Raw genomic sequence first — 14,622 nt, forward strand, 5'->3', positions numbered from 1 at the left:
TTTAAGATAATGCACAGACAATTTTTGATTTGGATAGATTTATGACAATGACAGCACTGCTTGAAGGATTAAACGAGAGACAACGTGAAGCGGTGACCGCACCTTTAGGGAATACATTAGTTTTGGCTGGGGCTGGGAGTGGTAAAACACGCGTATTAGTCAGCCGAATAGCTTGGCTTATTGAACAACAACACTTATCGCCCCATGCGATTTTAGCAGTCACATTTACCAATAAAGCAGCAGGTGAGATGCGAACACGACTGCATAGCCTCGTGGAGGTGCCATTGCTTGGTATGTGGGTGGGTACTTTTCATGGGTTATGTCATCGTTTACTGCGACGTCATTATAAAGAAGCCAATTTACCTGAGCAATTTCACATTCTTGATAGCGAGGACCAGGCAAGAGTGGTGAAACGTGTCATTGCATCACTCAATCTTGATGAGGATCAGTGGCCTGTAAAACAAGCGCAAGCGTTTATCAATAGTAACAAAGATGAGGGCCTACGCCCACAACATGTTCATGTATTGCCCTATGGCCCTGGTCGGACTTTGGTCGAAATTTATAAAGCATACGAGCGAGCTTGCCAAACTGCCGGGGTTATTGATTTTGCTGAACTATTGCTGCGTTCTCATGAGCTGTTGCGTGATAACCCAGAGATACTGGCTCAGTATCGTCAGCGTTTTCAGGCTATCTTGGTGGACGAGTTTCAGGACACCAATACTATCCAATATGCATGGATTCGCTTATTAGCCGGAGGACATACTTCGGTTATGGTAGTCGGGGATGATGATCAATCAATCTATGGTTGGCGAGGGGCTAAGGTCGAAAATATTCAACAATTCTCTCAAGATTTTAAAAACACATTGATTATTCGATTAGAACAAAACTATCGTTCCACCTCCACTATTTTGGATGCTGCGAATGCGCTCATCACTAATAATGAGTCCCGTATGGGTAAAGCGTTGTGGACCGCGGGTGCTTCGGGTGAAAAAATTGTTGTCTATAGTGCTTTCAATGAATTGGAAGAGGCTCGTTTTGTGAGCGAGCGCATCGCCATGGAAATCAGTCACGGGCGCAATCCAGATGAGATTGCTATTTTATACCGTTCCAATGCGCAATCGCGTGTTTTGGAGGAAGCATTACTGCGGGCTAGTATCGCTTATCGTATCCATGGGGGGGTACGCTTTTTTGAGCGGGCAGAAATCAAAGATACCTTGGCCTATTTGCGCCTTATCGCTAATTGTGATGATGATACTGCATTTGAACGTGTTGTGAATTTTCCAACCCGAGGTATCGGCGAAAAGACATTGGAAGAAATACGTTTTTCGGCCAAAAATGAGCAGATTTCAATGTGGAAAGCTGCAAAAGTTGCCTTGCAAGCAGAGTTGTTACCGCCTCGTGCTGCGACATCGTTGATGAAATTCATCACACTCATTGAAAATTTGCAGAAACAAACAAGCCATCTTGAATTAGATGGACAAATAAGTGCAGTGATTGAACAAAGTGGTTTATATGCCCATTTTGCAAAAATTAAAGGTGATAAATCGGAATCCCGATTAGATAACCTACAGGAACTGGTGAATGCAGCCAAGCAATTTCGTTACGAGCAAGCACAAGAGAGTGAGCTACCTTTGCTTGTTTCTTTCTTGGCATATGCTTCTTTGGAAGCAGGTGAAATGCAAGCGGCAGAACACGAACGCTATGTGCATCTGATGACACTCCACTCAGCAAAAGGCTTGGAATTTCCACTGGTGTTTTTAGTAGGGATGGAAGAAGGCGTGTTTCCTGGTAAACAAATTGCGGATGAACCAGGCCGCTTGGAAGAAGAGCGTAGACTCTGTTATGTCGGTATGACACGGGCAATGGAAAAGTTAATTTTGTCTTATGCCGAAGTAAGGCGTCAATTTGGACGAGAAGAATATCACCGGCCTTCACGATTTTTACGTGAATTACCCTCAGAACTAGTCGAAGAAGTGCGAGTTAAAGCGCGGTTTCAGTCTCCTTTATCACAAAAAACAGTACAATCTTCTGCTGCAAATGAAGCAGGATTGAAACTTGGGCAGAGTGTTAAGCATGCTAAATTTGGACTGGGTGTTATTTTAGCTGTTGAAGGATCTGGAGCTCATACGCGCGTGCAGGTAAAATTCGTGGAAGAAGGTGCAAAATGGTTAGTTCTAGCCTATGCCAATTTAACTGTTTTAGAGGATGATTGTGCCTCATGCTGAGAGATGAGAAATCTTCCGCAGAAAACTTAGCATAAAATATTGAATTTAACTTGCTCTGGTGCTACGTTTTGTGGGCAAAATCATTTTGATTATTATCGTAAGGGGATTAGGAGTGAAATTTACAAATTTATTAACAGCGGGTGCTCTAATGTCAGCAATGACGATGCCTGTTGCGATTGCTGCGGATGCGAACAATAATAATGGTACAATGCCTGATGCACAAAAGAAGCAAATTGAACAAGTGATTCATGATTACTTAATTAATAATCCTGAAGTTTTGCTTGAAGCCTCCCAAGCTTTACAGCAAAAGCAACAACAAGCGATGCAAGTTCAAGCACAGGCGGCTATTCAAGAAAACGCAAGCCAAATATTTAATGATAAACTTGCTGTGGCCGGTAATCCAAAAGGCAATGTTACCCTGGTCGAGTTTTTCGATTATCAATGCATCCATTGTAAGAAAATGGCACCTGTAATCAGCAACTTAGTGAAACAAAATCCTAATCTACGCGTCGTTTATAAAGAGTTCCCTATTTTCGGCAAAAGCTCTGATTCTGCATCAAGAGCAGCCCTTGCTGCAGCAATGCAAGGCAAGTACTTGGCAATGCATGATGCCCTCATCAAGCAAGAAAACCGTCTAAATGATCAGGTTATTATGGATACGGCTAAATCCCTCGGTTTAGACATGACAAAATTCAAAACCGATATGTCTAGTCAAACAGTGAACGATGCCCTCGATTCAAATCGTCAATTAGCCGAAAAACTGCATTTAATGGGAACTCCAGCCTTCATTATCGCGGCAACTTCTGATGGCAAGCTGAAAGATGGAAGCACACCAGCTTTTATACCAGGCGCTGCAAGTGAGGAATCCTTACAGGAATTAGTCAAGAAAGAAAGTTCAAATTCTTAACGAATTATTGGAGTTGCCGTCCTGACCGCAGTGAGAGGCTGGTGAGTTGGTTGGATCAAACGACCAACCTGCGTGATGACCACCCTTCACTCGCGGGGCGGCAGTAATTGTGTTAAAATAACTCATCTTGACGTGATTTTTGACTAATTCTTGGGGGTTTTGAACCCCGCCATTCTAGAGCTGTATTCGTATTTTGAGATAAACATGACAAAACCAAGTACTTTTCAAGATATTATCTTAGCCCTCCAGCAATTTTGGGCTGGCCAAGGGTGTGTAATATTACAACCTTTGGATATGGAAGTAGGCGCGGGAACATTTCATCCGGCGACTTTTTTAAGAGCAATTGGACCGGAAGCCTGGTCAGCAGCCTATGTACAACCTTCTAGAAGGCCAACTGATGGGCGTTATGGTGAGAATCCGAATCGAGTACAGCACTATTATCAGTTCCAAGTTGTGTTAAAGCCTTCCCCGCTCGATATTCAAGACAAATATCTTGATTCATTGCATGCCCTTGGGGTTGACCCCTTGGCTGACGACATCCGTTTTGTGGAAGATAATTGGGAGTCCCCTACCTTAGGTGCATGGGGTTTAGGTTGGGAAGTATGGCAAAATGGGATGGAAATATCGCAGTTTACTTATTTTCAGCAAGTCGGAGGGCTCGCTTGTAAGCCAATCACCGGCGAGCTAACCTACGGGCTTGAGCGAATTGCGATGTATGCTCTCGGTGTAGACAATTTATTCGATTTACCCTGGGCTAACACTGCTAATGCCCTAGTTACCTATGGTGATGTTTTTCATCAAAATGAAGTGGAGATGTCAGCTTATAATTTTGAACATGCCAATGTGGATGCTTTGTTTCAGCAATTTGACTATTATGAAGCTGAGGCACAAAAATTAGTTGCTTTAAATCTTCCTTTACCGGCATATGAGATGGTTATGAAAGCCTCTCACTCATTTAACTTATTAGATGCGAGACGAGCCATCTCTGTGACAGAGCGGCAACGATTTATTTTAAGAGTGCGTCATCTATCTAGAGCTGTAGCGCAAGCTTATTATGATGCGCGTGAAGCGCTGGGTTTTCCTATGCAGAAAGGTGTGTAATGGCAAACGATTTTTTATTTGAATTAGGTTGTGAAGAGCTTCCTTCAGGTGCTGTTTGGCCATTGGCTGATGCATTAGCGACAAATTTAATCGCAGCTTTCGATAAAGCACAAATCCGTTATGGGGAGGTGCGAAGATTTGCAACGCCAAGACGTCTAGCTGTTTTAATTGATGATGTGCAAGATGAACAACCAAGCCAAACGGTATCACGCCGAGGACCTGCCTTAGCCGCTGCTTATGACAATAATGGACAGGCAACTCCCGCTTTACTTGGTTTTGCTAAATCTTGTGGTGTTGCTGTCGAGAATTTGACGATTAGCAAAACAGATAAGGGTGAATGGTTGGTTCACGAAGCAATCACCCAGGGCGCAAAAACAAAAGATTTATTACCAACAATGGTTAGCCAAGCCTTAGCGAATTTGCCCATTGCAAAGCCAATGCGTTGGGGGATGGGGGATGATGAGTTTGCGCGTCCAGTTCATTGGGCTGTCTTGCTATTTGGTAACGAGGTTGTCGATTGTCGTATTTTGGGCGTGCAAACAGGCTGTTACACTTTTGGACATCGATTCCATCATCCGCAAGCTGTTAAAATCGATAAAGTGAAACATTATGACTCATTATTGAGAGATGCCTATGTGATTGCCGATTTTAATGCGCGGCGCGATTTAATTGTCTCCCAAGTAAGGGAACTTGCTGACCGGTATAACGCAGAAGCAGTAATGCCAGATGCGCTAATTGATGAAGTGACTTCCATTGTGGAGTGGCCGCAGGCGCTGTTGGCAAATTTTGAAGAGGAGTTTTTAGAGGTACCTCCGGAGGCTTTGATTGCTGCTATGCAGGCTCATCAAAAATGCTTCGCTTTGCGCAACAATGCAGGCCAATTACTACCCCATTTTATCACCGTTGCTAATATTAGCAGTTCAAATCCTTCTCAAGTTGCTGTGGGCAATGAAAAAGTGATGCGTGCAAGATTGAGTGATGCCGCATTTTTCTTTCGCCAAGATAAAAAGCAACCTTTAAGCCGGCATATTCCAAGTACTGCAAAAGTGGTTTTCCAAGCACAGTTAGGCAGTTTGCAAGATAAGGCGATGCGGCTAAAAACGTTGATGGCTTTTTTAGCGACACCACTCGGCTTGGATAAAGAACAAGCTTGCCGTGCTGCAGAACTCTGTAAATGTGATCTCATGACAGGTATGGTAGGTGAATTTCCCGAGTTACAGGGATTGATGGGTTATTATTATGCTAAGCACGATGGCGAGCCTGAAAACGTAGCCGTTGCCTTAAATGAACAATACATGCCTCGTTTTGCTAGTGATCAAATCCCCGATTCGGAATTAGGGTTAGCCTTATCGCTTGCCGATCGCATGGATACATTAGTTGGCATTTTTGCGATTGGGCAAAAACCCTCTGGAGTAAAAGATCCTTTTAAATTGCGGCGTCACGCTTTAGCGGTGGTGCGAATGTTAATCGCTACGCCAACTGAGCTTAAATTAGCCGATTTAATCGCTCAATCACTTAGAATTTATGGCAATACCTTACCCGCAGCCGAACAATTAGTTGCTGAATTAAAGCCTTTTATCCTCGAGCGTATGCAATCCCATTATCAAGGACTCGGTTTAAGCACAGACCTAGTCCTAGCGGTTCGTGCACGGCAGGAGGATTGGCTTTATGATTTTGATAAACGAATCAATGCATTAGCTACTTTTGTTAGCTTGCCAGAGGCAGCAGTGCTATCTGCAGCATGCAAGCGTGTACATAACCTGTTGCAGCAAGCTGAGCACTCTGAAGCTAAAGTTGAGGCCATTAATGAAAATTTGCTGGAAGAAGGGGCAGAGAAGGCGCTTTTTGCTCATCTTAAGGCGATGGAGGAAATGGTTAAACCACTTTATGCAAATGAGGACTATGGTAAAATTCTAACGCAACTTGCGAGTTTACGAGAGCCTGTGGATGCATTTTTTGAACACGTAATGGTGATGGTGGATGAGCAAGCAATTAAAATGAATCGTCTAAACTTACTTACTCGATTACAAAAATTGCTTCAGGGCGTGGCTGATATTTCCTTGTTGCAATTGAATTTATAAAACAGTAATAGATCAGGTCTCCTGTGCTGATGTTTACTCGAACGGTCGAATTTGAGCACAGGTTGCGAGAATAATGACAGAATGTTTCCCTGTTAAAAACAGGGAAACAAAGCTGTTTTTATAGAAAAATTTGCCATTTTTTTCGCAAGATGAGCCAAATACGGCCGTTCCTAAGTGCGGAGAGATCGTTTACTATGAACAAGGTTGTGCTTTTAGATAGGGATGGCGTAATCAATCAGGACTCCCTGCATTACATCAAGTCCACAGAAGAATTTATTCCTATCCCTGGCAGTATTCAGGCGATCGCCCGTTTAACGGCCGCAGGTTATCGTATTGGGGTTGCTACCAATCAATCGGGTGTTTCGCGCGGGTATTATGATGAAGCAGAACTCGCTGCTATTCATGCCAAAATGCTTAATCTAGTGCGTGAAGCTGGGGGCGAGATTGAGGCCATTGAATATTGTATCCACATGCCGTATGAGCAATGCTTTTGTCGCAAACCGAGACCAGGCATGCTTTTGGCTTTAGCTGAGCGTTTTAATTGCCCGTTAATTGGTGTACCCTTTATTGGTGACAGGGTCTCTGACATTCAAGCTGCTGAAGCCGCTGGAGCAACACCCATGTTGGTATTGTCACCTATGACAGATCGTGTTGGTTTGCAAGCGTATCTTCATGTCCCCGTTTTTAATTCACTTGCTCAGTGCGTGGATCATCTGTTGGCTAGTTCATGAGCACGTTAGCAATAGCATATGAATCGGATGCGCTTTTAGCAAAAGCAAAGCAGCTACAAGAGCAGTTGCATCTCGTTATTGATAATAATGCGCAGCAGCAATTGCTTGTTACAGCGGATAAATTAGTGCTGAAAATGGGAAATTTTTCCTCCTTATATGCTGATTTTGCAAGTAAAACTTGGCAAAAACGTCGAGATGAGGGAAAAAAACAGGGTCTTGTTCGGGCTTGCAAGCCAGGATCTGGAGTTAGAATTATTGACGTGACAGCTGGATGGGGGAGAGATGCGGCTGTGTTGGCCAGTTTTGGTGCGGAAGTATTAATGCTTGAGCGTAATCCGGTTATGGCTGCTTTGCTTAATGACGCCTTAGAGCGTCAAGATGAGCGCTCGAAGGAAATTTTAAAACTTAAACTATACCACGTGGATGCTCTAAGTTATCTACAGCATTTGTCAGAGGAAAACTATCCTGACATCATTTATATTGATCCGATGCATCCTCAACGCCAGAAGACGGCGTTAGTGAAGAAGGATATGCAGGCATTGCAGCAATTAATTGGTGTTGATCTTGATGTACCCGCCTTATTAGAGCTGGCAATGTCCAAGACTTTGGGGAGAGTGGTAATGAAGTGGCCACAGCATTTGCCACCCATTCAGAAACCAACGTTAAGTGTTTCAGGTAAAACAGTGCGGTTCGATATTTATAATAGATTTTAGCCACTTAAAGAATGAGACCATTTCTTGCCCTCTATTCAAGTATGAAATGCAAAAAAAATTTGCTTTTTGATAATAAGTTAATACAATTGCCTCACAGATTATCTAATCATTATTGCTAGGAAAACTAAATGAAAAAACATGAAACTGGAAATAAAAAAACTATTGTCGAGGCTGTTCGTAAAGTTTCGACCGAATTTAATCCAAATATAGACGGACCTGTACCCAGGAGAACAAGGGGTAATTTTTTTCAAAACAAGCCCCAGTTAGCTACAATTGTTGAAATTGATGAAGATCCTACAAAAATTCCTGTAAGTTGTAAAAATAGTTAAGGTAAAAGGGAGGAATTTTCCACCCCTTTCATGATTAATGGGTATCAGTCGAGGACAACTAGTTCATTCTATGATACCCTGGTTATCCAAATTCAATCTCAAAGCCGTTGTTTTGGCTGATATTGAAAACTCTGTATGAAGGGCTTTGTTGATATCAACTTAAGCATGCAAGACATAGTCTATGTTTTTAAATATGGTTTATTTTATATCTAGCATTTACAATCTGTTAAGGCTGTCACATTCTTGCTGTTCTGGTAGCCAGCTATCTTATGACATCGACCAACACCTTCACGATTCGCATGGAACCCCGTTTTAGCAAACGATTCGTTAAGTAGAAAAACAAGCAAAAGAAAAATAAGGATGACCTGAGTAATGATATTGATTTTTAAATAGGCATTAATAGGTTTCATATTTTGGAATTCCTTATCCGGGGTAGCTAACTAATAAATATATCATTTTTAATTCGCTAAGCAATAGATCAATCAACCCTTTTTAGATCTCAGTACGCAATTATCGTTTTGCACAACAACCGTTTTTTTCGATGCTCCCCGATTCCACCAACCTCCACCAAGAGCTTGATACAATGCTGCTGTATCAACAAAACGATTAGCCTGGTTTTGAACCAATGTAATGAGTGCTTGTTGATAAGTTTGCTCGGCATTAAGGACTTCAAGATAGCTAACTTCCCCAGCTTTCCATTGTTGCTGAGCAATCGAGAGACTTCTGCGGGAAGCTTGGACAGCCTTTTGGGCCGTTTCTAAATTTATTGCGTCAAACTGAATCGCTTTTAAGGTATCCGCTACATCTTGAAAGGCAGATAAAACGACACTACGGTACTGAGCATCGGCTTGTTTAAAGGCAGCCACCGCTGCACGTTGTCGATGTTTTAGCATCCCTGCAGCAAAGAGGGTTTGTGCTGCGTTTCCTGTTAAAGCATAGAAAAGGGTATTTGTATTAAGTAGCATTTCAGGCGTCAATGCAGCTGAGCCACCGGCAGCGGTTAGTAATAGATTCGGTAAACGTTGTGCAATAGCTACACCGATAAGTGCACTTGCTGCATGAATTTGTGATTCTGCTGCCCGGATATCAGGACGCTGTTCTACCAGTGCGGCAGGAACACTAAAAGGTAGTTCCCGTGGCAAGTTAAGTTGATTCAGATTGAACTTAACTAGCATTTCGTTAGGGAAGTGTCCGCAAAGTACACTAATTAAATGGTGTTGCTGGGCGAGTTGTTTTTGTAGAGGAGGCAGGTTAGCTTCGAGTTGTGCTAAAGCTGCTTCTTGTGCTGCAACCCCTGCTAAGCCAATTTCCCCTGTATTATGCTCGATACGTAATAATTGAAGTTGTTTCTTACCTATGGCGATGCTGCGCAGCGTGGCTTGGATTTGAGCGCGCAAAGAAGCTTCTTGAATGACAGCCATCACAATGTTAGTGGTGATAGTTAAAGCCAACGCTTCCCTCTGAAAAACTTCACTCGCGACTTGTGCTTCTAATGATTCGACTTGTCGGCGATTTAAGCCAAAAACGTCGGGCACATAAGAAACAGTGAGCTGCGGTGTAATCAACGTGTAAAAGAAAGAGTTGGTAGAAACAACTGGTGTTAAAGTATGGGCTGTTTCTTGACGTGTAACATTTAGGTTGGCATCAACCCTTGGCCAAAAAAAAGCGCGCTGAGCTAAAGCAGTCTCTTGAGCAATGCGTAATCCTGCATCCGCTGCGCGCAAATCCGGATTAGCGATAAGCGCTTCTTTGATGAGCTGATTAAGCGTTTCTGAATGAAAAATTTCCCACCATTCAGCAGGGATATCTTTATTCGTCACAAAACATTGACTTTTTCCTGCTGTCGTCGGGGCAGATGCTGTACGTGAAGGTATAGGTTTATCAGTATAACGGCTTATCGTCGGTGGAGGAGGACGCAGAAAATCGGGACCAAATCTGCATCCGCTGACCAAGAAGCTAAGCATAATCAATGCAAAGAAAGGTAGCTTTTGGTTCAAGGATCCCCATGATGGTGTATTTAGCCTATTACCTTTTTTGCTTTGGAAGGTTCTGATCATTACTCTTCCTTACTTTTTGAATTTGCTGCTTTTTTTGCTTTACGAGCCAGGAATCGTTCTTCAATTAAATAGTACAAACCTGGTAATAAAACGAGAGTGAGGGCTGTTGCTGTAATTAAACCACCAACAATGACAGTAGCCAATGGGCGCTGTACATCGCTACCAAGACCATGGGCAGAAGCCGCTGGAATCATACCAATAGCAGCTACGGTAGCAGTCATTAAGACAGGCCGCATTCGTTCCTTAGCCCCATGAATTACTGCTTCTTTTAAGCTGCTGATTTCAGGTTGTCGTTGCCAGCGATTTAAGTTGGCAATCATAATAATGGCATTTAAGACAGCGACTCCGAACAAGGCAATAAAGCCCACTGCACTTGATACATTGAAAGTCATACCTCTTGCCAGGAGTGCAACTAAACCACCAACCATCGCCAGCGGTACTGCCAAAAGAATTAATCCCGGCTGGCGTAAGTTACCGAATTGGGAGAATAAAAGCACGAACATCAGACCAAGCAACATTGGAATAATAATCGCAAGGCGTGCCTGGGCTCTGCGTTGATTTTCCAATTGGCCACCCCAAGTGATTTGATAACGCGTGTGATCATAATGAAGTTCATTTTCAAGTCGTTTTTGGGCTTCTTCAGTAAACGAAGCTAAATCCCGTCCGCGAAGGTTTAGGCGTACAGTAAGTTGGCGTTTATTCATTTCACGAGTGATTACGGTTTGTCCTTCAATGAATTTAATTTTCGCAAGTTGTGAAAGCGCAACTTGAGCGCCATTATCGGCGGTTAGGAGAAGATTGCCAATCGCCTGTGGATTGTTTCTCGTGGTGGGTTGGAATCTTGCCGTGACATCATAGCTTCGATCTTCAATATAAATCTTGGTAATGGGGTTCCCGCCTATGCCCGTTTGGATAACGTCCATAATATCTGAGATATTAATTCCTAATCGTGCAATGGCCTTACGATCTGCATCAATACGAAATTCAGTCATAGGAGGTTCTTGGTCGATGATCACATCCTTTGCACCTGGCACGGATTTCAAAATCCGTACTGCAGAATTGGCAATCTTACGTACACCAATAAGGTTGTTGCCAAAAATTTTTACCACCAAATCACTATGAGCGCCTGCTACTTTATCTAATACTCCGTCAATCATGGGTTGAGAAAATGCAACATGGACTCCAGCTAATTGCATATACCGCTCGGAAAGATGTTTGATCAGATCCTGTTTAGTCCAACCAGATTTCCAAGTGTTATAAGGATGGAGGGTGATTGCGCATTCAATGTGTGAGGGTGTGAAAGGATCTGTACCCTCGTCGTTTCGTCCTACTTGAGAAATGACATGATCCACTTCCTTAAATTCCAATGTGGCTGAACGTATTTCATTGGCCATTTCGGTTGCTTTTTCCAGCGAAATTCCTGGAGGTAAGGTAACCTGTAGCCAGATTGATCCTTCATCTAAGTAAGGTAAAAAATCACGACCAATCCACATGCCCAAAAAAGTAACTAATACAAGAGTTGCGGCAAAAAGACTGACCACCAATTTATTGCGGCCTACTAATCGCCTTAATAAAGCTTCATAGCGAGGCATCAACCAAGTGAGGACCCTGTTTTTATATATTTTTATGGGGTTATGATACGCCCAATAAGCTAAGCCTGGAATTAAGGTTAGAGCCACCAACAAGGCACCAATTAAGGCAAAACCCACTGCAAATGCCATTGGGGAAAATAATTTGTATTCGATTTGCTGAAATGCGAAAAGCACTGAGTACGCTGTGATGATCACCAGAATACCAAAGAAAATGGGCTGAGTGACTTGTAGGCTTGATTTTAGTACTTCTTCTTCCGTTAGCGTCGCTTCTTCATTTGCTTCACGACGGCGCAAAATATTCTCCATTACCACTATCGCGCCATCCACAATAATCCCGAAATCAATAGCACCGAGTGACAATAAGTTGGCGGGGATATTAAAGTTGTACATTAGGATAAAAGCGGTCAGTAATGAAATTGGGATGGTGATCGCAACAATGGCTGCAGCACGTATACTCCCAAGAAAAAAGAGAAGAACAAGCGTTACCATCGTCATTCCATCAAAAAGGGTTTTACCGACGGTATGCACAGTCGCATGAACAAGATCATTGCGATTGAGATAAGGGACAACTTTGACGTCCCTCGGTAGGATTTTTTCATTCAGTTCATTGATTGCGTCTTGGACGCCTTTCATGACACGAGAGGGGTTTTCCTTTTTGAGTAAAAGCACGATGCCTTCAATTACGTCAGGATTATTGTCTTTTCCAACTATCCCATGACGTTGTTTGTGACCCAAAGTCACTTTACCGATGTCTTTAATAAAAACGGGTACGCCATTATCTTGTGTGACTTGAATATTTGCAAAATCTTCTAAACTACGGATTAAACCTACACCCCGTACGACAATACCTTGTTCACCGCGCACCATGATACTTCCGCCGGCATTAGCATTGTTATTGTTGATTGCCTGAATAATTTTTCCCAACGAAAGATGGTATTTTGCTAATTTTATTGGATCAAACTCTAGCAAGAACTGAGTAGTGACACCGCCAAAATTGGCGACATCGGTTACTCCCGGAACTTGCTTTAGCCTTGGAATAACTTTCCAAAATTGCAATTCAGATAATTCACGTAAGGTCCGTGTTTTTGAGTCAAGTGTGTAGCGATAGATTTCACCGATGGGTGAGGTTAGCGCATCTAAACCCGGTTGGGCTCCATAAGGTAGGTTTACATTATTAATGCGTTCCAATAACCGTTGACGTGACCAATAATCTTCTGAACCATCCTGGAATACAACCGTAATCAATGATAAGCCAAAGGTACTTCTTGAGCGCATCACGCTGATACCGGGTGTCCCCATAATCTCACGCTCTAAAGGGATAGTAATTTGCTGTTCAACTTCTTCTGCTGCAAGTCCATTCACCTGTGTGACGACTTGCGAGGTCGTGGGGGCGATATCGGGATAAGCCTCGAGTGGGATTTGTGTCCAGCAGTAATAGCCATAAAAACAAACAAAGACAAAGACGAGAGCGACAATACCACGTCGATGAAAGCATTGTCTAACTATAGTCTCAACCATTGAGTATAATTCCCCCTTTGACTACAACCCGTTCGTTAGCCTTTAGCCCAGAAAGCACTTCAACTTGATTATGCAATTGGGGACCCAGTTCGAGCAGACGTGGTTCAAATTGCCAGGGTGCTACTTCAACAAAAACGATACTATCGAACCCTCTTTGGATAACTGTGGTCAAGGGAAGGACGATCCGTTTGTGAGGTTGGCTTAAGAAAACGGCTTTGCCAAACATATTAGGCCTTAATTGTCCCAATTTATTCTCAAATAGCATACTCACATCAACGGTACGGGTATTTGGGTTGAGCAAAGGGCTTATGTAATCAACCTTAGATCGAAAATGTTGTTGGTAAGCATCGATCACAACATCAACATCTTGCCCAACGTACAGGTGTTTTAGATCTTTTTCTTGGGCGCTTGCATTAATATATACGGTCGATAGATTGGCTACAGTCATGACAGGCGCTGTTATGTCATTCCAATAACTCCCTATTGCTGCATTTAACTCGGTGACTTGGCCGGAAATGGGGGAACGAACTGCCAATAGACTGTCTTTGATATTCGTGTTTTCGACTCGGAGGGCTTTCAATCGTGCATTCGCCCTCAATAATTCGCTTACTGCTTGCTCGTAATCACTTTGAGCTTGCTGTAGATCACGCCGAGCATTAATATTTGAGACACTTAATCGTTGTTGACGCTTCAGATTCGCCTCTGCAAAAATTAAAGTTGCCTTGGCTTTTTCAACATCGCTTAAAGCTTGAGCGAGATCGGCTGAATCAATGGTAAATAAAATATCCCCTGCATTGACTTGATCACCGAGTCGTTTATTGATGCTCGTTATCCGTCCGGAAAGGGGGGGTTGTACTTTAATTAGCTTAGCGGGATCAGCTTCAATAATGGCCGGAAGTGTAAAAGGCGTAATAACTAATTGCTCTACCACCGGTTTAATGACAATGAATCGCCGTAAAGGGGATTCTGGAGGAATAACTAGGCGTCCATCGATGTGGAGTATGGGAGAGACATTTTTTGCTGGTTTAGATCCTTTGTCATAAGTGAGGATTAACCAGAAGGCAAGCATTGTGATGAGAAGGGCTAACAAACTCCAAAAAATGCGCCTGGTAATTAGCGATCTTGATATCAAGTAGATCTGCTCCCTCGATCCATAAAATTTAAGAATCAATTTTATCTGGATTATTTACGATAAATCAAACTGAAAAGTGATAAAAAGAGCTTTATCTAATCCAGAGTTTGCGTCCATTGAGCATACAAGCATTAATTTTTGATGGGTAGTGAGGGGGAGCAAATTATTTTCAATATGACGCTGGGCTATTGCCCAGCAAACCTATTTACACTTTAGGTATTAAAAAGGAGTAATTC

At 42.8% G+C, this 14,622-nt stretch carries 11 protein-coding genes; 7 read left to right on the forward strand and 4 right to left on the reverse strand.

Annotation, left to right across the window (positions count from 1 at the left end; genetic code table 11):
- Positions 1 to 41: 41 nt before the first annotated feature.
- The 7 genes from uvrD to LMI_RS04345 all read left to right on the forward strand — a co-directional run bounded on the left by uvrD (position 42) and on the right by LMI_RS04345 (position 8,087).
- Positions 42 to 2,225, forward strand: a complete 2,184-nt coding sequence (gene uvrD, locus LMI_RS04315) for a DNA helicase II (protein WP_045098692.1) — start codon at positions 42 to 44, stop codon at positions 2,223 to 2,225.
- A 112-nt stretch (positions 2,226 to 2,337) separates the two neighbouring features.
- The gene (locus LMI_RS04320) at positions 2,338 to 3,132 is read left to right on the forward strand and encodes a DsbA family protein (RefSeq protein ID WP_045098693.1); all 795 of its coding nucleotides are present in this window, start codon (positions 2,338 to 2,340) and stop codon (positions 3,130 to 3,132) included.
- A 204-nt stretch (positions 3,133 to 3,336) separates the two neighbouring features.
- Positions 3,337 to 4,233, forward strand: a complete 897-nt coding sequence (gene glyQ, locus LMI_RS04325) for a glycine--tRNA ligase subunit alpha (protein WP_045098694.1) — start codon at positions 3,337 to 3,339, stop codon at positions 4,231 to 4,233.
- On the forward strand, positions 4,233 to 6,314 hold the full coding sequence (glyS, locus tag LMI_RS04330) for a glycine--tRNA ligase subunit beta (RefSeq protein ID WP_045098695.1): 2,082 nt from the start codon (positions 4,233 to 4,235) through the stop codon (positions 6,312 to 6,314). The genes glyQ and glyS overlap by 1 nt, the downstream gene beginning before the upstream one ends.
- A 194-nt stretch (positions 6,315 to 6,508) precedes the next feature.
- A complete protein-coding gene (gmhB, locus tag LMI_RS04335; RefSeq protein WP_045098696.1) occupies positions 6,509 to 7,045 on the forward strand; it encodes a D-glycero-beta-D-manno-heptose 1,7-bisphosphate 7-phosphatase in 537 nt (178 codons plus the stop codon).
- The gene (locus LMI_RS04340; protein WP_045098697.1) at positions 7,042 to 7,758 is read left to right on the forward strand and encodes a class I SAM-dependent methyltransferase; all 717 of its coding nucleotides are present in this window, start codon (positions 7,042 to 7,044) and stop codon (positions 7,756 to 7,758) included. Before gmhB ends, LMI_RS04340 begins: the two co-directional genes overlap by 4 nt.
- 128 nt (positions 7,759 to 7,886) lie before the next feature.
- Positions 7,887 to 8,087, forward strand: a complete 201-nt coding sequence (locus LMI_RS04345) for a hypothetical protein (RefSeq protein WP_045098698.1) — start codon at positions 7,887 to 7,889, stop codon at positions 8,085 to 8,087.
- Between the two features lie 209 nt (positions 8,088 to 8,296).
- On the opposite strand, the gene LMI_RS04350 is transcribed toward LMI_RS04345, so the two are convergent.
- The 4 genes from LMI_RS04350 to LMI_RS04365 form a co-directional block, all read right to left on the reverse strand.
- The gene (locus LMI_RS04350) at positions 8,297 to 8,497 is read right to left on the reverse strand and encodes a hypothetical protein (protein WP_045098699.1); all 201 of its coding nucleotides are present in this window, start codon (positions 8,495 to 8,497) and stop codon (positions 8,297 to 8,299) included.
- 72 nt (positions 8,498 to 8,569) lie between these two features.
- Positions 8,570 to 10,144 carry an efflux transporter outer membrane subunit gene (locus LMI_RS04355; RefSeq protein ID WP_082050703.1) on the reverse strand — a complete coding sequence of 525 codons (1,575 nt, stop codon included), beginning with the start codon at positions 10,142 to 10,144 and terminating at the stop codon, positions 8,570 to 8,572.
- Complete coding sequence (locus LMI_RS04360) at positions 10,144 to 13,254, reverse strand: efflux RND transporter permease subunit (protein WP_045098700.1); 3,111 nt, start codon at positions 13,252 to 13,254, stop codon at positions 10,144 to 10,146. Before LMI_RS04360 ends, LMI_RS04355 begins: the two co-directional genes overlap by 1 nt.
- Positions 13,247 to 14,386 carry an efflux RND transporter periplasmic adaptor subunit gene (locus LMI_RS04365; RefSeq protein WP_231852232.1) on the reverse strand — a complete coding sequence of 380 codons (1,140 nt, stop codon included), beginning with the start codon at positions 14,384 to 14,386 and terminating at the stop codon, positions 13,247 to 13,249. The genes LMI_RS04360 and LMI_RS04365 overlap by 8 nt, the downstream gene beginning before the upstream one ends.
- Positions 14,387 to 14,622: the final 236 nt, after the last annotated feature.

Source organism: Legionella micdadei, from assembly GCF_000953635.1.
Taxonomy (GTDB): domain Bacteria; phylum Pseudomonadota; class Gammaproteobacteria; order Legionellales; family Legionellaceae; genus Tatlockia; species Tatlockia micdadei.

Excerpts from the sequence above, each read along its gene's own strand:
- uvrD (WP_045098692.1), top strand. The coding sequence starts at position 42 with ATGACAATGACAGCACTGCTTGAAGGATTAAACGAGAGACAACGTGAA.
- glyQ (WP_045098694.1), top strand. The coding sequence starts at position 3,337 with ATGACAAAACCAAGTACTTTTCAAGATATTATCTTAGCCCTCCAGCAA.
- glyS (WP_045098695.1), top strand. The coding sequence starts at position 4,233 with ATGGCAAACGATTTTTTATTTGAATTAGGTTGTGAAGAGCTTCCTTCA.
- gmhB (WP_045098696.1), top strand. The coding sequence starts at position 6,509 with ATGAACAAGGTTGTGCTTTTAGATAGGGATGGCGTAATCAATCAGGAC.
- LMI_RS04340 (WP_045098697.1), top strand. The coding sequence starts at position 7,042 with ATGAGCACGTTAGCAATAGCATATGAATCGGATGCGCTTTTAGCAAAA.
- LMI_RS04345 (WP_045098698.1), top strand. The coding sequence starts at position 7,887 with ATGAAAAAACATGAAACTGGAAATAAAAAAACTATTGTCGAGGCTGTT.
- LMI_RS04350 (WP_045098699.1), bottom strand. The coding sequence starts at position 8,497 with ATGAAACCTATTAATGCCTATTTAAAAATCAATATCATTACTCAGGTC.
- LMI_RS04355 (WP_082050703.1), bottom strand. The coding sequence starts at position 10,144 with ATGATCAGAACCTTCCAAAGCAAAAAAGGTAATAGGCTAAATACACCA.
- LMI_RS04360 (WP_045098700.1), bottom strand. The coding sequence starts at position 13,254 with ATGGTTGAGACTATAGTTAGACAATGCTTTCATCGACGTGGTATTGTC.